The following is an 18,535-nucleotide window of genomic DNA, read 5'->3' as shown; positions in this document are numbered from 1 at the left end:
CGGGGCCGCCCGCCCCCACGGGGGGTGGGGGGTTCTTGGGGGTTAGACCGCGAATTACCACTCACGACAAGCCGCGGCAGACCCACGCGGGCGGGCTTTGATCGTCCCGGCAGGCGTCCGGGATCGGCCGGGGCGTGGCGCGGCGGCTGGGACCGCCGCGCCACCTGCCGTCAGGCCGGGGCCACCGCACGCCCGGTCTGCGGCGAGATCATTCCCGGGCACAGCCCTCGGTTGCGCAGTGTCTGCGCGATCCGCGGGATCGCCGCCAAGGTGTTGGCAGGCCACTCGTGCATCAGGATGATCTGCCCGTTGCCCAGCCGCCCGGCGGCCTGGACTATCGCGTCCACGCTGGCGTTGTTCCAGTCCTGCGAATCGACGTCCCAGATGATCTGGCGGAGGCCGTACTTCGCCGCGACCGACTGGACCGTCGTGTTCGTTTCCCCGTACGGCGGGCGGAACAGCCGGGGCGTTCCGCCGCCCGCGGCCGCGATGGCCTGCTGTGTGCGGGAAATCTCCGAGTCCACCTGTGCCTGGCCCAGCTGGGGCAGGTGCGGGTGCGTGTAACTGTGGTTGCCCACCCACATGCCCGCGGTCACCTGGGCCCGGACCTGGGCCGGGTACGCGGCCGCGTACTGGCCCTCGTTGAACATCGTGGCCCGCAACCCGTTCTGCTGCAACGCACTCAGCAGTGCCGGGGTGTGGGCGTTGGACGGCCCGTCGTCGAACGTCAGGCCGACGTAGCCGTTGCACGTCGCCGCCTGTGCCGGGGTGACGGCGACCAGGGTCGCCGCCGCGCAGGCTGCGGCCGCCAGGAGTGCGCTTCGCATCGTCAGCCCACCGTGATGTTGGAGCTGCCGCTGCTCTGGTACCCCTCGGTCGCGAGGATCATGTAGTAGTTGAAGCTGCCGAGCCGCATGCCGGCGCGGGACCACGCGTCGAAGTGGTTGCCGGTGGTGATGCTGCCGCCGGTACGCCGCTGCTGGCGGACGCTCCAGTACTGGTTGAACGTCTTGTTCCCCTCGACCGACGGCGCGTTGTACCGCGTCGTCTGGTAGATGTCGTAGGTGCCGCCGTCGCTGGTCACCGTGCCCTTGTACGTCCCGGTCGGCCGCCAGCTGCCCCAGTTGTCCACGATGTAGTACTCGACCAGCGGGTTGGACGTCCAGCCGTAGAGGGCCAGGTAGCTGTTGCCGGACGGGTTGAAGCTGCCGGAGTAGTTCACCGTCCGGCGGCTGCCGTTGCTCCAGCCCTTGCCGGCGACGAAGTTGTTGATGTTGCTCCAGTTCGTCCGGTAGTTCCCGCCGGAACCGAGCGTCATGGAGACCGAGCCACCACCGGCGGTCCAGAACGAGTAGTAGTAGCCGTTGTTCGTGCCGGTCTGGTTGGACGTGATGACCGTGTCGGCTCGCGCCACCCCGGGCAGCAACGCGGCGATCACCGCGAGTGCGGCCCCACCGGCGAACACCCTGAAGCGGTTCTTCGTGCGCATTCTTCCTCCTCGTCGAGGCTGACCAGCTTGGCGAAAGCATGCGAGCACAGCCGGTGGTGAGGCAATCACTTTCGGAAAGTTTCGACCGGCTACTCGCGGACGCCGATCGCGTCGATCGGCCGGGCCCGCAGCGCCACCGACGTCGCCACGCCCATCGCCACCAGGCCGAGCGCCACCGCGCCGCCGATGATTCCGAAGTAGACGGACGGCGGTCCCGGCGGTACCGGGCTGCCGCGCAGGCCGAAGTTGAGCAACGCCAGCGGAAGCAACGCGACCAGCGTGCCCAAGACCACCGCGATCCCGGCCGTGGCCAGCGCTTCGAGCCGCATCATGCGGGTCACCTGACGGCGGGTCGTGCCGACCAGGCGCAGCAGGGCGAACTCCCGGGAACGCTGCGCGGTCGTCAGGACCAGCGTGTTGGCCACGGAAATCGCGAGGTACCCAACGATGACCCCGGCCGCGACGAGGTTCAGATAGAACTGCGCCTGCCCCTCGCCGTCTTCGGGAGCGGCGGCCGTCGGCGACGTAAGCGTCAGGCCCGGGTATGGCAGGGCCCGCAGCGCGGTCTCGACCGCCGCGGGGTCCGCGCCCGGCGAGCGCCGCACCAGCACCGAGTCGTCCAGCCGCCCGCCGGTGTGCTGCCGGGCCAGCTCGACGGGCAGCACGAAGTCGCCGAACGCCTGGTCACGTGTGTACGTGGCGACCACCCGCAGCTTCGCCGGGACGCCGTCGCCGAAGTAGAACGACACCTCGTCGCCGATTCCCTTGCCCAGCCAGTCGGCTTCGGGACGGCTCAGCGCCACCGTGTCGCCGGTCAGGTCGCTCAGCCGACCGGCGTCGACGCCCGGTTCCAGCACGCCGCCGGCCTGCGCGCCCGCCAGGCCCTGCGCGGGGGTCCGCTGGACCTCCACGCTGTCGGCCAGTGACGTCGCGGTGATCACCGACGTGCGCACCACCGGCGTCGCCGCCACCACGCCCGGGACGCGCCGGACGGCGTCGGCGACCTCCGGCGGCACGCCCGCCGGGCCGGTGAGCACGTAGTCGGCGGTCGTCGACCGCGCGGTCTCCTCCCGTGCGGCCGCGGTGCTCGACGTGGGGCCGTAGAACATGGCCAGCGCGAACGCGATCGCCAGCATCAGCGGGGTCACCGCGGCGGCGACGCGCCGGGTGTTCGCGTGCGCGTTCGCCCCGGCCAGGTAGCCGCTGATCCGCCAGATCCGGCCGAGCAGCGGCGCCGGCGGCCGCACCAGCAGCCCGGTCACCAGCGGCCCGAGCACGGCCAGCCCGATGACGATCACCAGCGTCGCCATCGACGACGTCGCGGCCGCCGCCTCGCCGCGCAGGAACAGCGGGACGAGCGCGCCGCCGGCACCGGCCAGCACCAGGCCGCAGCCGGTGAGCATGCGGCCGCGGCCGAGCGTCCGCCGTTCCACCGCGGCCTCGCCCAGTGCCTCGACCGGGCGGATCGACGACGGCCGCCGCGCCGCCGCCCACGCGGCCAGCCGGGCCGCGCCCAGGCCGAGCAGGACCGCGGCGAGCAGCGGCAGCGGGCTGTAGGCCAGCCCGAAGTCCGCCGGGAGCACGCCGATCGCGGCGAACGCGTCCCGCAGCCCGGACGCCACCGCCAGGCCCAGCGCGCTGCCGAGCACGCCGGCGGCAAGCGCGACCAGCGTCGTCTCGGTGCCGATGAGCTTGCGGATCTGCCGCGGGGTCGCCGCGACCGCCCGCAGCAGCGCGAACTCGCGGCGCCGCTGGTTGATCGTCAGGGCCAGGGTGCTCGCGACCACGAACACGGCGATGAGCAACGCGAACCCGCCGAACGAGCCGGCGATCGCCAGCAGCAGGGTCCGCGTCTGGCCGACGTCGAGGAATTCGATGCTGCTGCGCTCGGGTCCGGTGGCCACCTCGGTGCCGGGCGCGGCGGCCCGTACCCGGCCGGCCAGGGCTTCGGGCGAGACGCCGGGCTCGGCGAGGACGCCGATCGCGTGGGCCTGCCCGGGCCGCCCGGCCAGGTCCGCGGCCCGCGCCGGGGCGAAGAACAGCGCCGACTGCCGGGACTGCGCGCCGACGATGCCGCTCACCCGGAACGTCTCGGGCACTGAGCGCGTCTGGATCCGCACCATGCCCCCGATGCCGACGCCGGCGCGGCGCGCGAGGTCGGCGTCGAGCACGACGTCGCCGCCGGCCACCGGCGCGTCGCCGCCGCGCAGGGTGAACGGCGCCAGGACGGCCGCGTCCCAGTTGTGGCCCCAGGACCGCGGCCCGCCGAGCAGCTGCCCGTCCGGGGTGACGACCTGCGCCGGGAAGCTCTGTTCCGCGACCGCGGCGCGGACGCCGGGCACCGCCGCGAGGCGTCCGGCCAGCTCGGCCGGGACCGCGGGCTGCTCGCCGACCTGCTCGAACGACAGCGCGTCGGCGCCCGGCGGCCGGACGGTCCGGGCCCCGCCGACGACGACGTCCGCGGCGGCGTACCGCTCGGTGGGGACGCCGGCGCGCAGGCCGGACTCCATGAGGACGCCGCAGGCCGCCACGAGGGCGGTGCCGCACAGGATCGCGACGAACGCACCGGCGAACCCGCCGAGCCGGCTGCGGATCGTCTGCCAGGCCAGTGTCAGCATGCTCACCACTCCCCGAGGTGCGTCATCCGCTCCGCCACGCGTTCGGGCGTGGGGTGCGGGAGGCGGCCGGCCAGCCGTCCGTCGGCGAGGAAGAGCACGCTGTGCGCGGCCGAGGCGGCGACCGGGTCGTGGGTGACCATCAGGACCGTCTGGCCCAGGTCGTCGACCACCGTGCGCAGCAGGTCGAGCACCTGCCGCGCGGTGCGGGTGTCGAGGGCGCCGGTCGGCTCGTCGGCCAGCACCACCTCGGGCCGCGTGACGAGCGCCCGCGCGATCGCGACGCGCTGCTGCTGTCCGCCGGACAGCTCGGCCGGGCGGTGCTCCAGCCGCTTGGCGATCCCGACGCCTTCGACGACGTCCCGCAGCCACCGCGGGTCCGGCTTCGTCCCGGCCAGCCGCAGCGGCAGCGTGACGTTCTGCAGCACGTTCAGCGACGGCAGCAGGTTGTAGGCCTGGAAGACGAACCCGATCCGGGTGCGCCGCAGCCGGGTCAGCTCGCCTTCCTTCAGCCGCCCGATCTCGGTGCCGCCCAGCAGCACCCGGCCCGCCGTCGGCCGGTCGAGCCCGGCCGCGCAGTGCAGGAAGGTGCTCTTGCCCGAACCGGACGGGCCCATCACCGCGGTGAACGTCCCGCGTGCCACCCCCGCCGACACCCCGTCCAGCGCGGTCACCGCGCCGTCGCCGGCGCCGTAGACCTTCCGCACGCCGGCCAGTTCCAGCGCATACCCTGTGGTCATCGTGCTCCCCTTCGTTGTCTCCCAAGGAAAACTAGGGCGGCACGGCCGCGGGTTCGATCCCGTGGAGCCGACAATCGGGGGTAGCGCAGGCGCTACCCCGGCGGTGGGGTGCACACTGTGGTCGTGACGACCCGCCTGCGCCAGTGCTGGTCGGCGGTCCGTTACCTCGCCGTCGGCGCCGGTACTTCGCTGCTGTCGATCTTCGCCCTCACCCTGCTGGCCGCGGTGCTGCTGCTGTGCCCGTTCGGCGTCGGGATCCCGTCGCTGGCCCCGGCGCTCCGCCTGGCCCGCCGTCCGGTCGCGCTCGACCGGCGCCGGGCCGCGCGCGAACTCGGCGAGCCGATCCCCGAGCCCTACCGCGACGGCTCCCCGCTGAAGGACCCGGCCACCCGCCGCGACCTCGCGTGGCTGGCGATCCACGCGGCGACCGGCATGCTGCTGGGCGCGCTGGCGGTCGGGCTCCCGCTGGGCGTTGTCCAGCAGGTCGTCACGGCCGTCGTCTGGCCTGCCGTGCCCGGCGGGATCGAGGGCTCGCTCGGGCAGCAGGTGAACTCGTGGCCGATGGCGGCGCTGACGCTGCTGGTCGGCGCGGCGATGGCGGCGCTGACCCTGCTGCTGCCGTGGGCCGCGCGGTGGCAGGCGCGGACGGCGTGGCGGCTGCTGACCCCGGCACCCGGCGTCGTGCTGGCGGACCGCGTCGCCGAGCTGACCGCGACCCGGGCGGCGGCACTGGAGGCACACGGCGCGGAGCTGCGCCGCATCGAGCGTGACCTGCACGACGGCACGCAGGCCCGGATCGCGGCCGTGGTGCTGCAGCTGGGCATCGCGGACCAGCTGTACGAGCGTGACCCGGCGGCGGCGCGCGAGCTGCTGGTCAAGGCACAGGACACGGCGACCGACGCGCTGGCCGAGCTGCGCACGGTGGTGCGCAGCATCCACCCGCCGCTGCTGTCGGAGCGCGGGCTGGCCGGGGCGGTGCGCGCACTCGCCGAACGCTGCCCGGTGCCGGCGGCCGTCGACGTCGAACACGAGACGGGCCGCCCGGCCGCGGTCGAGGCCGCCGCGTACTTCGTCGTCGCCGAGGCACTGGCCAACGTGACCAAGCACGCCGGAGCGTCCCAAGTGGACATCACGCTCGGCGGCACGGATTCGGTGCTGTTCCTGGAAATCCGCGACGACGGCCACGGCGGAGCCGAGGAGTCCGGCGGCAGCGGCCTGGCGGGCATCCGCCGTCGCGCCGAGGCGTTCGACGGAACCCTGAAACTGACCAGCCCACCCGGTGGGCCGACGGTGCTGCGAGTGGAGCTGCCATGCGGGTCGTGATCGCCGAGGACGACGCGCTGCTGCGCGAAGGCCTGGCACTGCTGCTGAAGACGGCGGGCATCGAGGTGGCCGCGGCGGTCGACAACGCCGAGGACTTCCTGGCGTTCATCGAGAACGACCGCCCCGACGCGGTGGTGATGGACGTCCGGATGCCACCGACCCACCGCGACGAGGGCCTGCGCGCGGCCGTGCGCGCCCGGGAGATCCACCCGGCGCTGCCGGTGCTGGTGCTGTCCGCGCACGTGGAGACGAGTTACGCGGTCGAGCTGCTGGCCGACGGCGTCGGCGCGGTCGGATACCTGCTCAAGGAACGCGTCGGCAAGGTCGAGCGGTTCCTGGACGCGCTCGACCGCGTCGCCAAGGGCGGCACGGCCATGGACCCGGAGGTGATCGGCAGGCTGATGGGCCGCCGCCGCGCAGCCGACCCGCTGGCCGCACTGACGGCCCGCGAACGCGAAGTCCTGGCCCTGATGGCGGAGGGCTACAACAACAGCACGATCGCCGAGCTGCTGGTCGTCAGCGACGGCGCGGTGCTCAAGCACATCCGCAACATCTTCGCGAAACTCGGCCTGCCGTCGGACGAAGGTTCCGGGCACCGGCGGGTGCAGGCGGTCCTGGCTTATCTTGGCCGCGACGCGGGGTAGTTCGGCTTCGCCGTCAGCGTCAGCCGAGCTGACCGTCCAAAGCGGACAGTAGTTCCCGCAGCGCTTCCTGCTGGTCCGCCCGCAGCGCACCCACCGGCGACCGCTCCCCGAGCAGCCGGACCGCCTCGGCCCGGCGGCGGGTGCCCTCGGCGGTGAGGACGATCTGCTTGGCCCGGCGGTCGTCCGGGTGCGGGTGCCGGTTCAGCAGGCCGCGTTCCTCGAGGCGGTCCAGCACGAACGTCGCGTTCGAGGCCTCGCACGCCATCCGCGCCGCCAGCTCGCGCGCGGTGATCGGCTCCGACAGCTCGCGCAGCGCCACCACCTGGCTCGGCGTCAGGCCCATCTCGTCCGCGACACGGCGGACGTGGACGTCGAGCGTGTGCGCGAGCCGGTGGACCAGCTTGCACACGTCCCGGTCGATCTGCTCGCTCGCCATGTCCCCAGCCTAGCCGTCACGGTTCGAACTGTGATAGTTCTAGTTCGAATGATTACAACTCGAACCATCTGGGGGTTCTGTGGCCGTCTTCTCCCTCATGCTCGTCGTGTTCAGCCTCACGACCGGCGAGTTCGTGGTGTCGGGGATCCTCCCCGACGTCGCGGCCGGGCTCGGGGTCCCGCTGTCGGCGGCGGGGCTGCTGACCACCGCCTACGCGATCGGCATGATCGCCGGCGGCCCGGTCGTCACCCTGCTGACCGCCCGGGTGGCCCGGAAGCCGCTGATCGTCGGGCTCGTCGCGGTGTCCGTGCTGGCGAACGCGGCTTCGGCCGTCGCGCCGGGCCACGCTCTGCTGCTGGCTTCGCGGGTGCTCGCCGGGCTGGTCGTCGGCACGTTCTTCGCCGTCGCGGTCGCCACGGCCGCCGCCTCGGCCCGGCCGGGCAGGCAGGCCGCGGCTGTCGCGAAGGTGGCGCTGGGCATGAACCTCGGCATCGTCCTCGGCGCGCCGCTGGGCACGGTCACCGGCCAGCACTTCGGCTGGCGGGCGACGTTCTGGGCGGTCGCGGCCGCCGCCGCGGTCGCGCTGCTGCTGGTGCTGCGGTTCGTCCCGCCGGGTCCGCCGTCGACGACCGGCCGGGTGACCGGCGAGCTGCGGATCTTCGCCGAGGGCCGGGTGTGGCGGGCGATCGCGCTGACCGCGGCGGGCAACGTCGGCGTCCTGATGGTCTTCACCTACCTCGCCCCGCTGCTGACCGAGGTGGGCGGATTCCCCGGCAGCGCCGTGCCGGTGCTCCTGCTGGCCTACGGCATCGGCGCGGTCGCGGGCAACGCGGCGGGCGGCTGGCTGGCGGACCGGGCTTTGCTGCCGTCGCTGGCCGGGCTGCTCGCGGCGCTGGCCGGAGTCCTGGCGGTGAGCTGGGCGGCCGCGGGCCAGCCGGTGGTGACGGTGGCTTCGACAGTCCTGCTGGGCGCGCTGGCCTTCGCCCTGGTCCCGGGCATGCAGACCCAGGTGATCACGGCGGCGGCCGCGGCCCCGACGCTGGCCGTGGCGGTCAACGCGTCGGGCTACCAGCTGGCGGCGGCCGCCGCGGGCTGGCTGGGCGGCCGGGTCGTCGACGCCGCAGGCCCCCGGCCGATCTACCTCGTGGCGGCGGTGCTCACCATCGCGGGTCTCGGGATCGCGCTGTCATCACTCCGCCAGTCCCGCCGCCGGTCCGCGGTCGTGAGTGGTAATTCGGGTTAGAACCCTAATTACCACTCACGACAAGCCGCGGCAGACCACCCGGTCTGGCTCAGTCCTGGCCTGGCCGCGCGACCTTCGCGCGCAGCAGCAGCGCCGCCGCCACCAGGGCGGCGGCCAGCCAGAACGGGCTCACCGCGCCGAGCAGCGCTCCGGCGGCCACCGGGCCTGCCGTCGCGCCGACGTTGAGGGCCGCGGTCGCGTACGACCCCGCCATCGTCGGCGCGCCGGTGGCCAGGTGCAGGATCCGGGTGATCACCGTCCCGCCGACCGCGAACGACAACGCCCCCTGCGTGAAGGCGAGCCCGACCAGCGCCGCCGGGACGTGGGCGGTGACGGCCAGCGCGACCCACCCGGCGAGCAGCAGCCCGCCACCCCACGCGACGACCCGGCCCGGCCACCGGTCGGCAAGCCGTCCCGCGGCCGTGACCCCGGCAAAGCACCCGGCCCCGAAGGCGGCGAGCACCACCGGCACCGGCGCGACACCGTCCGCCAGCGGCGCAAGGTAGGTGAAGACCCCGAACGTGGCGGCGTTGACGAGCGCGCCGAGCAGGAGCACACCTGCCAGGCGCGGCAGTTCGGCCAGCTCGGCACGCAGGCCGCCCGGCGCCTCGCCCGGTGTGTCGGCAATCCGCCACACCCCGGCGAACGCGGGCACGCACAGCAGGGCGACCGCCCAGAACGCCGACCGCCAGCCGAAAGCGGCGTCGAGCAGCGCCCCGCAGGGAACTCCGGCAATGCACGCCACGGTCGTGCCGCTCAGCAGGACGGCGAGCGCGCGGCCCTTGCGATCCGGCGGCACGAGCGCGGTCGCGGCGGTCACGGCGACGGCGAGAAACCCCGCGTTCGCGACGGCGGCGACCACCCGCGTCCCCAGCAGGACCCCGAACGACGACGTCAGCGCGCCAACGACGTGCGCAGCAACGAAAACGGCCAGGAAACCCACCAGCGCGGTCCGCGGCCGCCACGACCGCGCAAGCGCGGCCATCAACGGCGCGCCGGCAACCATGCCGACGGCAAAACCGGACGTCAGGTACCCCGCCTGCGCAAGGGAGACGTCCAGCGCGGCGGAGACGGCCGGGACCAGCCCGGCCAGCATGAATTCGGACGTGCCCATGGCGAACACCGCCAGGGCAAGGAAGTACAAGGGCACACGAAACTCCAGGGAGCACGGAATCGACGGGACGATCTCGTGGTCACCCGGGGCCGGGAAGAACGGAAGTTATCGGGCCGCCGGGATGACCGACAGCCCGGCCCTGGACGCTTCGGGGCTCGACATGATCCCGACTCTACCTGCCCGTGTCGTGGCGTGAGGAGCCGGACCCTGCCGCCTGGATCGAAGATGTATTCCGAATGTACTGCCGGTGTTAGCTTCCCCGATGGACAGGGCTCGCAACGCGTTACTCGCATTGGACAGGAGAACCGGTGGACAAACGATCAGTCCTGACAAAAGCCGTTCTCTACTCGGTCCCTACCGGAGTACTGACGGCGATATTCTGCACCCTCGGGAGCGCGGATGCGCACGCGGAACCCAAGAACACCGCAGGCACCCCCTCCGCACCCCAAACCAGCGGCTCGGCAAACGCGGCGGAGCACCGCATCGACAACGCCGAGAAGAACAAGCAAGCTCTGACCGCCGGGTCGGAGAGGGCTGCCGAGCATCGCCGCGAGAAGGCTGAACGGCAGGAGGAAGAGGCCACCAGGAAAGGGTCGAGGCAAACCAGCGGATCAGCGAACGCCGCGGAGCGCCGCCAGCAAAACAGGGAAAAGAAGGCGGCCGCCGTCAAGCAGTCCAGCGGAAACGACAGTTCCGCGAACGCGGCAGAGCACCACCAGAAGAACGACGAAGAGAAAGAACGCCAGGCCGCCGGCATCCGGGCCCGCTCCCAGGGCCGGCACGAAGCCGTGGCAGCGGAGAAGAAGCGGAAGCAGCGGCAGAAGGAGGAGGCCGATGAGCACGCCAGCGTCGGAGGACTGCCGCCGGCCCCCGGCGCCAAGAGACTGGTCGGCCCGAACCTCGTTCGCGAGGTTGATCCGGCCACCGGCGAAACACTGGTCAACGGCTATCGGCTGCGCAAGAACGCACCACCGGAAAGCGAACTGCTGCCGAAACTCCGGGAAAAACTGGCCGGCAGCACGCCTGGAAGGTGCGGCCCCGGCGTGGACTGCGACGACGCCCGGGCCACCATCGTTGCCAGGGACATCGGCGAACTCTGCATGGACGGCATTTTCTCCGGCCCTCAAGTGCGCTGCAGCAAAGAATTCGAGAAGGAGCTGGCCGCCACCTCCCTGAGCGGGAAGCAACCAGAGCCGGACAAAGTCGACGCAAAGCTGTGGGAGACCGCCTTGACCAGCGCCGTAGGAAACCTCGGCGCAGCCAAAGGTGCGACACTGGGCTCACGGACATCCACTCCCGGCAGCGTGAAAGTGCCCACTGCCAGGACGACGGACCGGAAGGCGAGCAGGCCGGATCCGGCCACCTCGGAGACGGGGAGCGTGCCGTCCACCACGGCCGCCGGGCAAGGCACTCCGGCCCTTCCACAATCGGCTGCGCCGCCGAAGGTCGTCTCCGCCGTCCCGGCCACGCAGATACCTCGGTCGGGAAGGACAACGTCCTCCCGGACACGAACGACGTCCGCCTCGCCATCCCCCGGAACCACCAGACGAGTCGGTTCAGGCGAAAGCGGTGTCCCGGCGAGGAGCGGCGGCGCCGGTGAGGGGCACGCCGGGATGCCGAGCTCCCGGCAGGGCGAGGGCGGCCACGCCGCCCAGCGGGATCTGCCCCGCCGGTGGCGGGACTTCAACCGGCCGGGCGGTGAAGCTTCGGAACCGGCTATCCATCTGAAGAGCGTGGACCCGCGGATCGCGCGGCAGCTGCTGCGGCGCCAATACCCCGAACTGAAGCAGATCAACTCGCGGAACTTCTGGACCCGAAAGCCGTTCCACCGGACGAACTGTACGCGCTGCGTCGTGGCCGTGGAGCGAGCGTTGACCTATCGGGGGCTCCCGGTCACCGCCGGCAAGCGGCCGGAATCGTTGAAGAAGATAGCCGATCGCCTGGGTGGCCGGTGGGAGCCGACCACCGGATACGACGACGTGATCAGGCGGATGCGAGCCGCAGGCGAAGGGGCACGCGGAGTCGTCGCCATCATCCGGCGGGGCCAGCAGCAGGGACACGTCTTCAACGTCGTGCACGACCGGAACGGTATTGTTTTCCTGGACGGCCAGGACGGCAGGCTCGCATGGCTGGAACCCGGCGTTGTCAGCGTATCCCTGCTCAGGTACAAGTGAAGGAGTGACTGATGGACGTCAGCCGAGCCGACGCCGTCGAGCGGACACGCGCCATCCTGCGCGGCTGCTACGGCGAGGCGCTGAATGACGACGAACTGGGAAAGATCGTCGTGCAGGAGGACCTGATCGAGGAGTACCCCACGGCGTGGGTCGTTCCTTTCGCATCGGAATATTTCGTCCAGTCCGGCGACATCAACTACGCTTTGATACCGAACATGGTTCTTGTACCGAAAGACGGTTCAGCTGCCCATTATCCGCCTTCGGCGATTCCCGTCGAGCAGTACCTGGCGGACGTTGCGTCCGGGCGCACGAAATGGCTTGCGTAGGCGACCGGTTTCTCACTCCCGGCCCCGGAAGCCCGCCCGGTAGGCCTGCGGGCTGGTCCCGACCACCCGCTTGAACCGGTCCCGGAACGCCGCCGGTGAGCCGAACCCGGTCCTGGCCGCGATGCGGTCCACCGGCTCGCCGGTCTCCTCCAGCAAGTACTGGGCGCGCCGCACCCGGGCGCGCAGCAGCCACTGCAGTGGCGTTGTCCCCGTCTGCTCGCGGAACCGGCGGTTCAGCGTGCGGGTGCTCATTCCCGCGCGCGCCGCGATGTCCGGCAGCGTCAGCTCGGCCGCGCAGTTCTCCTCCAGCCACGCCAGCACCGGCTCCAGTTCCGATCCGCGCGGGACCGGGGGCAGGTCCGGCACGATGAACTGCGCCTGGCCGCCTTCGCGCTCCAGCGGCATCACCGACAGGCGGGCCGCGTCGGCCGCCACCGCCGAACCGTGGTCGCGGCGGATCAGGTGCAGGCACAGGTCCAGGCCCGCCGCCGCGCCCGCCGACGTCAGGAACTGGCCGTTGTCCACGTACAGCACGTTCGGGTCGACCTCCACCGCCGGGTGCCTACGGGCCAGCTCCGCCGCCGCGGCCCAGTGGGTCGTTGCGCGCAGGCCGTCCAGCAGACCCGTCGCGGCCAGGACGAACGCGCCCGAGCAGATCGACGCGATCCGCGTTCCCCGCTCCGCTGCCGCGCGCAACGCCGTCAGCACCGCGGGCGGTACCGGCGGGTTCGCCGAGCGGCCGGGCACGATGATCGTGTGCGCGCCGTCGAGCCCGGTGAGGTCCCACGGCGGGCGCAGCGTGAACGTGCCGGCGTCGACCTCGCCTTCGCCGCAGATGCGGACGTCGTAGGCGGGCCGTCCGTCCGGCAGGCGCGTCCGCGAGAAGACCTCGATGGGCGTCGCCAGGTCGAACGGCACGACCTGGTCCAGTGCGAGGACGGCGACGATCTCCATGCCGACCAGCCTAATCCGTCCACTAAGGACGGAGGCTGCGCAGCATCAGGTCCGCGAAGTGCCTGCCCACCTGCTCGCCCGACAGCTCCCCGTCCGCGTGGTACCACATGCCGAGCCGGTGGATCGCGCCGAAGTGGTAGTTGATCACCAGGTCGGCCGGGACGTCGGCGCGGAAGATCCCCGCGCGCTGCCCCTCGGCGACCAGGTCCCGCACCCGCTCGTGGTAGGTGCGCCGCTCGGCCCGTACCTGGACCTGCTTGGACTTCTCCAGCAGCGGGAACGACTGGAAGAACACGGTCGCCGCGTCGAGGTCGGCGATGCTCGTGACGACGACGTCGACGATGATCGCGTGCAGGCGTTCCGGCAGCGGCAGGTCGGACTCCGCGATCGTCACCATCCGGCGCGTCTGCATCCGCAGCATCGCCGCGTAGATCTCGAAGAGCAGGTCGTCCTTGGACTCGAAGTAGTGGTACAGGCCGCCCTTCGTGACGCCGGCGGCTTCGACGATCTCGCGGACCGTCGTCGCCTCGAAGCCCTTCTCGGCGAACAGCCGCACCGCGGCGCGCACGACCCTCTCCTTGACCGTCATGCCGTCACCCTAGGAAGGGGCCGGGCCGCGCCCCGGCCCGGCCCCGGTCTCACCTGCCCACCGGACTGACCTGCTCGGGCGTGGCGCGCTCGCCGGTGTACGGCGTGATCGCGCCGGTGCCCCGGTCGGTGACCGCAGGCGGCCGGATCACCGTCGTCGTGGTGTCCGGGTTGATCTTGAACACGTATGCGCCGGTGTAGCCGGCGTGCGAGTCCTTCGAGAACCCGAACGGCGTCAGCCCCGGCCCCTTGAGGGCGCCGGAGCTCATCGCGTCGACGAGCTTCTGCCGCGTCGGCTCCGGCCCGGCCGCCTTCAGCGCCTGCGCGAACGTGTACGCCTGGACCATGCCGAACAGCACGGTGTTGGTGAACGGCTCCTTCGGGATGTACTTGTCGTGGATGCCCTTGAAGTAGGCGACCCACGGGTCCGCCGTCTGCGCGACGTCCGGCAGGTAGCCGGTGCCGATCAGGCCGGACAGCAGCTGCGCGCTGGAGACGCTGGCGCCGCCGCGCTTGGCGAAGTCCTGCAGCAGCCCGGACAGCGTCGCCGGGTCGGCGCCGATGCTGCTGACCACGAACTGCGGGTGGTAGCCGATCTTCGCCGCGGCCAGGATGGCCAGCGCGGTGAACGCGGGGATGCACGCGCAGACCACGACCTCGGCGCCGGCGGCCTTGAGCGCGGACAGCTGCGGCGTGACGTCGGTGTTGGCGCTGTCGTAGCCCTGCCGGACGACCGTCTGGTCCTTGACGAACTGGTCGAGCCCGGCCTGGGTGTCGCGGCCGATGTCGTCGTTCTGCGTGAAGTAGCCGACCTTCCTGCCCGCGAAGGTGTCCTTGACGTACTGGCCCTGGATCTTGCCCTCGCGGGTGTAGTCGACCTGGTAGCCGAAGGTCATCGGCGCCTTCTGCGGGTTGTCCCAGGCAAGCGCGCCGGAGGAGACCAGCAGGTCGGGCACGCCCTCGGAGTTGAGGTAGTCGACGACCTTCGAGTGCGTCGGCGTGCCGAGCCCGCCGACGATCGCGAACACCTTGTCCTGCAGGACGAGCTTCTTCACGACCTCGACGGTCTTGGTCGGGTTGTAGCCGTCGTCCTCGACCTTGTACTCGATCCTGCGGCCGTTGACGCCGCCGCCGTCGTTGATCGCCTGGTAGACCGCGCGGGCGCCGACGGAGATCCGGCTGTAGCCGGGCGCGGCAGGCCCGGTGAGCGGCTGGTGGGTGCCGATGACGACGGTGTCCTTCGTGACGCCGGCCGCCGAGTCGGCGGCCTGCGGGCCCGGGCCGTTGCTCTCCCCCGCGCCGCCGCACGCGGTCAGCGTGAGGGCGAGAGCCAGGAAGCCCGCGCCGTACCTAGTGGTTCTCATGGTTCTCCTTCGCTCGGCGGATCACCGTGTCCAGTTTCCGAAAACCGCCCTGAATGCCGCGCGGGAAGGCGAGCACGACGACGATGAGGATCACGCCGTAGACGGCCAATGGAAGGTTGCTGGCCACGTCGGTGTTCAGGTGCAGGACGTCGGCGAGGTCTTCGGACCAGGCCTGGAAGTACACGAGCGCGACGGCGCCCCACAGCGCGCCCCACAGGGACCCGAGCCCGCCGAGCACCACGGCCGCCAGCAGGCTCAGCGACAGCGCGGGCGTGAACGAGCCGGGCGCGGCGGTGCCGAGCAGGAACGCCTGCAGGCCACCGGCGAGCCCGCCGCACACCGCGCTGACGAGGAACGCGAGGATCTTCGTACGGCCGACGGCGATGCCGCTCAGCGCGGCGGCGACCTCGTCGTCGCGGACCGCGCGGAAGTCGCGCCCGAGACGGCCGCGGACGATGTTGACCACCAGCACCAGCGCGATGAGCACGCTGAGCCAGACGATCCAGGTCTGCCAGCGCAGTTCCGGGATCACACCGACCACAAAGGATGGTCTGCTGTGGACGGTGAAGCTCAGTCCGTTGCTGCCGCCGAGAAAGTCGGGGAACCGGCGGGTCAGCGCCGGGAGCCCGACGGCCAGTGCCAGGGTCGCCCCGGCGAGGTACGGGCCACGCAGCCGGGCCGCCGCGGCGCCCGCCAGCAGCCCGGCGAGCCCGCCGGCGGCACTGGCCAGCAGCAGGTCCGCCCACAGCGGGAAGGACGGGACGCGCCGCACCAGCAGCGCCACCGTGTAGGCGCCGATGAACATGAACGCGCCGTGGCCAAGGGAAACCTGCCCGGTGAGGCCGGTGAGCAGGGTCAGCCCGGCGACGGCGACCAGGTAGTAGCCGATCGTCGCGAGCCGGAGGTTGGTGAACTCGTCGGTGACCAGCGTGAGCACGACGACCACGGCCAGCGCGCCCAGTGCGGCCAGCGTGTGCACCAGCAGGGGCGGCAGCGTGCGGCGCTGTTCCGCGGCCGGCACGCGGGTTTCCGGCAGTCCGGTGCGCACCGTCATACCCGCCTCACCTTCGCGCGGCCGAACAACCCGCTGGGCCGCACGGTCAGCACGACGACCAGGATCGCCAGCGCGGCGATCGTCACCAGCTCCGGTCCCAGGTAACCGGACACATAGGACAGTCCGACACCGAGGACGAACCCGCCCGCGATGGTGCCCAACGGGTTCTCCAGCCCGCCGAGCACCGCCGCGGTGAGCGCGTAGACGAAGACGCCGTCGAGCACGTTCGGGAAGAGGAACGGCGGGGTGGCCAGCAGCCCGGCCAGCGAGCCGACGCCCGCGGCCAGTCCCCAGCCGACGGTGAGCATCAGCCCGACCCGCACGCCGAGCGTCCGTGCCACTTCGGGAGCGAACGCGGCGGCGCGCATCCGCAGGCCCAGCGGCGTGTACTTGAACACCACCAGCACGAGCGCGGCGATGGCGAGCACGACCAGCACGACGAAGAGGTCGTTGGCGGAGAACCGGCCGCGGAAGTCGAAGGCGTACGGGAACGCCAGCGGCTCGTTGGACCAGATCATGCCCGCGATCGCCTGCAGCACCAGCAGAAGGCCGAGGGTGACGATGATCGAGCTGAGTTCCGAGCGGTGCCGCAGCGGCCGGATCAGCAGCCGTTCGGTGACGACGCCCAGCACGGTCCCGGCGGCGATCGCGACGGCGAACCCGAGCCAGTAGCTGCCCGACGCCTTGGTCACCGAGTACGCGAGGTACGTCGAGATCAGCGCCAGCGCGGGCTGCGAGAAGTTCACCACCCGGGTGGCCCGGTAGATGATGACCAGGGCGAGCCCGAGCGCCGCGTACACCGCGCCTGCCGAGATCCCGCCGAGGGTCAGGTCGAGGAAGTCCTGCATACCGGACCGCTCACCTCCAACTAGACGTCTCAGAAACCGAGGTAGGCGTGGCGGAGCCCGTCGTCGGCCAGCAGTTCCGGCGCGGTGTCGGCGGCCACGACGCGGCCGAGCGCGAGGACGTACCCGCGGTCGGCGATGGACAGCGCGCTGTGCGCGTTCTGCTCGACGAGCACGACGGTGAGCCCGGTCGAGGCCCGCAGGTCGCGCAGGATGCCCATGATCCGGGCGGTGATCAGCGGCGCGAGGCCCAGCGACGGCTCGTCCAGCAGCAGCAGGCCGGGCCGGCTCATCAGGGCCCGGCCGATGGCGAGCATCTGGCGTTCGCCGCCGGAGAGCGTCGAGGCGGGTTTTGCCGAACGTTCTTCCAGCGCCGGGAAAAGCTCGTACATCTCCTTCCGCGCGGCGGCGCGGTCGGCCCGGTCGCGCCGCCACAGCGCGCCCAGCCGGAGGTTCTCGTCGACGGTCAGCTCGGTGATCACGCCGCCGCCCTCGGGCACGTGCGCCACGCCGCCGCGCGCGATGCGGTCCGGGGCCAGGCCGGTGAGATCCCGGCCGTCCCAGGTGATCCGGCCGGCGCGGGCGGGCTGCAGGCCGCTGATCGTGCGCAGCAGCGTCGTCTTGCCCGCGCCGTTCGCGCCGAGGACGGCGGTGATCCCGCCGCGCTCGACGGTGATGCCGACGCCGTCGAGCGCGCGGACGGCGCCGTAGGACACGGAAAGCTCGTCGATCTCAAGCACCGGGTGCCTCCACGGCCGGGTCGCCGAGGTAGGCCTCAGCGACGCGCGGGTCGGCCTGGATGTCGCCGGGGGTGCCCGCCGCGATCACCTCGCCGAAGTTCAGCACCACGACGCGGTCGCAGACGTCCATGACCAGGTCCATGTGGTGTTCGACGAGCACGACGGCCATCCGCTGTTTCAGCGACCGGATCAGCGACCCGAGTTCGGCCAGCTCGGCGGCCGAAAGCCCGCTCGCGGGTTCGTCGAGCAGCAGCAGCTCCGGATCGGCGGCCAGCGCCCTGGCCAGCGCGACGCGTTTCCGGACGCCGTAAGGGAGAACGCCGGGCAGCCGAGCGGCGAGATCATCGATGCCCAGTTCCCGCAGCGTTTCCCGGGCGCGATCGGCGAGATCGGCTTCGTCGCGCGCCGAGCGTCCGGCGCCGGCGAGGGCCGGGAGCAGGCCGGTACGGGCGTGGCGGCTCGCCCCGGTCATCACGTTTTCGAGGACGGTCAGGCCGGCGAACAGGCCGAGTCCCTGCAGGGTCCGGACGATCCCGAGCCCGGCGAGCCGCTCGGGACGGTGCCGGACGAGCGGCTCCCCGCGCCAGAGGACACGCCCGGCCTGCGGCCGCACGAACCCGCAGACGACGTTGAAGAGCGTGGTCTTCCCGGCACCGTTGGGGCCGATGACGCCGACGACGGTGCCGGCCCCGACGCCCAGCCGGACGTCGCGCAGCGCGGTGAGCCCGCCGAACCGCACGGTGAGGCCGTCGACCACGAGCAGGTCCTCCGGAAGCGTCATCAACGACTCTCCTGTCTCACCATGCGGACTGCGTCGTACCGCGCGGTCGGTATGAAGAGGGTGCGGTGCGGCGCCGGTCGTGTCAAGGTGCCGGCCGCGGTCCGA

Annotated in this window: 18 protein-coding genes; 5 read left to right on the top strand and 13 right to left on the bottom strand. The window is 72.1% G+C overall.

Annotated features, from left to right (window positions below):
* Positions 1-170: 170 nt before the first annotated feature.
* The 4 genes from ABJI51_RS24730 to ABJI51_RS24715 all read right to left on the bottom strand — a co-directional run bounded on the left by ABJI51_RS24730 (position 171) and on the right by ABJI51_RS24715 (position 4,844).
* Positions 171-827, bottom strand: a complete 657-nt coding sequence (locus tag ABJI51_RS24730; protein WP_348953783.1) for a polysaccharide deacetylase family protein — start codon at positions 825-827, stop codon at positions 171-173.
* Positions 828-829: 2 nt separating this feature from the next.
* Complete coding sequence (locus tag ABJI51_RS24725) at positions 830-1,489, bottom strand: glycoside hydrolase family 11 protein (RefSeq protein WP_348953782.1); 660 nt, start codon at positions 1,487-1,489, stop codon at positions 830-832.
* Positions 1,490-1,578: 89 nt separating this feature from the next.
* Positions 1,579-4,107 carry an FtsX-like permease family protein gene (locus ABJI51_RS24720; RefSeq protein ID WP_348953979.1) on the bottom strand — a complete coding sequence of 843 codons (2,529 nt, stop codon included), beginning with the start codon at positions 4,105-4,107 and terminating at the stop codon, positions 1,579-1,581.
* A 2-nt stretch (positions 4,108-4,109) separates the two neighbouring features.
* Complete coding sequence (locus ABJI51_RS24715) at positions 4,110-4,844, bottom strand: ABC transporter ATP-binding protein (RefSeq protein WP_348953781.1); 735 nt, start codon at positions 4,842-4,844, stop codon at positions 4,110-4,112.
* A gap of 123 nt (positions 4,845-4,967) precedes the next feature.
* Here ABJI51_RS24715 and ABJI51_RS24710 point away from each other — a divergent pair, with 123 nt between their 5' ends.
* A complete protein-coding gene (locus ABJI51_RS24710; protein ID WP_348953780.1) occupies positions 4,968-6,167 on the top strand; it encodes a sensor histidine kinase in 1,200 nt (399 codons plus the stop codon).
* Positions 6,155-6,811: a response regulator gene (locus ABJI51_RS24705; RefSeq protein ID WP_348953779.1), complete on the top strand. Its 657-nt coding sequence runs from the start codon at positions 6,155-6,157 to the stop codon at positions 6,809-6,811. The genes ABJI51_RS24710 and ABJI51_RS24705 overlap by 13 nt, the downstream gene beginning before the upstream one ends.
* A 19-nt stretch (positions 6,812-6,830) precedes the next feature.
* Here ABJI51_RS24705 and ABJI51_RS24700 read toward each other — a convergent pair whose 3' ends face one another.
* Positions 6,831-7,247, bottom strand: coding sequence for a MarR family winged helix-turn-helix transcriptional regulator (locus tag ABJI51_RS24700; RefSeq protein WP_348953778.1), 417 nt, complete (start codon positions 7,245-7,247; stop codon positions 6,831-6,833).
* A 79-nt stretch (positions 7,248-7,326) separates the two neighbouring features.
* Between ABJI51_RS24700 and ABJI51_RS24695 the strand changes: the two genes are divergently transcribed.
* The gene (locus ABJI51_RS24695; protein WP_348953777.1) at positions 7,327-8,490 is read left to right on the top strand and encodes an MFS transporter; all 1,164 of its coding nucleotides are present in this window, start codon (positions 7,327-7,329) and stop codon (positions 8,488-8,490) included.
* Positions 8,491-8,539: 49 nt separating this feature from the next.
* Here the strand turns inward: ABJI51_RS24695 and ABJI51_RS24690 are convergent, their stop codons facing one another.
* Positions 8,540-9,652 (bottom strand): Cmx/CmrA family chloramphenicol efflux MFS transporter, encoded by a 1,113-nt coding sequence (locus ABJI51_RS24690; protein ID WP_431605665.1) that lies wholly within the window; start codon positions 9,650-9,652, stop codon positions 8,540-8,542.
* A 260-nt stretch (positions 9,653-9,912) separates the two neighbouring features.
* On the opposite strand from ABJI51_RS24690, the gene ABJI51_RS24685 reads away from it, so the two are divergent.
* Both ABJI51_RS24685 and ABJI51_RS24680 read left to right on the top strand, forming a co-directional pair.
* Positions 9,913-11,778, top strand: coding sequence for a toxin glutamine deamidase domain-containing protein (locus ABJI51_RS24685; protein ID WP_348953775.1), 1,866 nt, complete (start codon positions 9,913-9,915; stop codon positions 11,776-11,778).
* A gap of 11 nt (positions 11,779-11,789) precedes the next feature.
* A complete protein-coding gene (locus ABJI51_RS24680) occupies positions 11,790-12,104 on the top strand; it encodes a YrhB domain-containing protein (RefSeq protein WP_348953774.1) in 315 nt (104 codons plus the stop codon).
* A gap of 12 nt (positions 12,105-12,116) precedes the next feature.
* On the opposite strand, the gene ABJI51_RS24675 is transcribed toward ABJI51_RS24680, so the two are convergent.
* Genes ABJI51_RS24675 through ABJI51_RS24645 form a run of 7 tightly spaced genes read right to left on the bottom strand, consistent with a single transcriptional unit; the run spans position 12,117 to position 18,430 of the window.
* Positions 12,117-13,058 (bottom strand): GlxA family transcriptional regulator, encoded by a 942-nt coding sequence (locus tag ABJI51_RS24675; protein WP_348953773.1) that lies wholly within the window; start codon positions 13,056-13,058, stop codon positions 12,117-12,119.
* A gap of 22 nt (positions 13,059-13,080) precedes the next feature.
* A complete protein-coding gene (locus ABJI51_RS24670) occupies positions 13,081-13,647 on the bottom strand; it encodes a TetR/AcrR family transcriptional regulator (RefSeq protein ID WP_348953772.1) in 567 nt (188 codons plus the stop codon).
* Positions 13,648-13,696: 49 nt separating this feature from the next.
* Positions 13,697-15,010 carry an ABC transporter substrate-binding protein gene (locus ABJI51_RS24665; protein WP_348953771.1) on the bottom strand — a complete coding sequence of 438 codons (1,314 nt, stop codon included), beginning with the start codon at positions 15,008-15,010 and terminating at the stop codon, positions 13,697-13,699.
* Positions 14,997-16,064, bottom strand: coding sequence for a branched-chain amino acid ABC transporter permease (locus ABJI51_RS24660; RefSeq protein WP_348953770.1), 1,068 nt, complete (start codon positions 16,062-16,064; stop codon positions 14,997-14,999). The genes ABJI51_RS24665 and ABJI51_RS24660 overlap by 14 nt, the downstream gene beginning before the upstream one ends.
* Positions 16,061-16,912 (bottom strand): branched-chain amino acid ABC transporter permease, encoded by an 852-nt coding sequence (locus ABJI51_RS24655; protein WP_348953769.1) that lies wholly within the window; start codon positions 16,910-16,912, stop codon positions 16,061-16,063. Before ABJI51_RS24655 ends, ABJI51_RS24660 begins: the two co-directional genes overlap by 4 nt.
* A gap of 29 nt (positions 16,913-16,941) precedes the next feature.
* Complete coding sequence (locus ABJI51_RS24650) at positions 16,942-17,649, bottom strand: ABC transporter ATP-binding protein (protein WP_348953768.1); 708 nt, start codon at positions 17,647-17,649, stop codon at positions 16,942-16,944.
* Entirely contained in the window at positions 17,642-18,430 is a 789-nt protein-coding gene (locus tag ABJI51_RS24645; protein ID WP_348953767.1) for an ABC transporter ATP-binding protein, read from the bottom strand. Before ABJI51_RS24645 ends, ABJI51_RS24650 begins: the two co-directional genes overlap by 8 nt.
* Between the last annotated feature and the right edge of the window lie 105 nt (positions 18,431-18,535).

The organism is Amycolatopsis melonis, assembly GCF_040064235.1.
Taxonomy (GTDB): Bacteria; Actinomycetota; Actinomycetes; order Mycobacteriales; family Pseudonocardiaceae; genus Amycolatopsis; species Amycolatopsis melonis.
The sequence above is the reverse complement of the archived record's forward strand: the minus strand, read 5'-3'. Positions and strand labels throughout refer to the sequence as shown.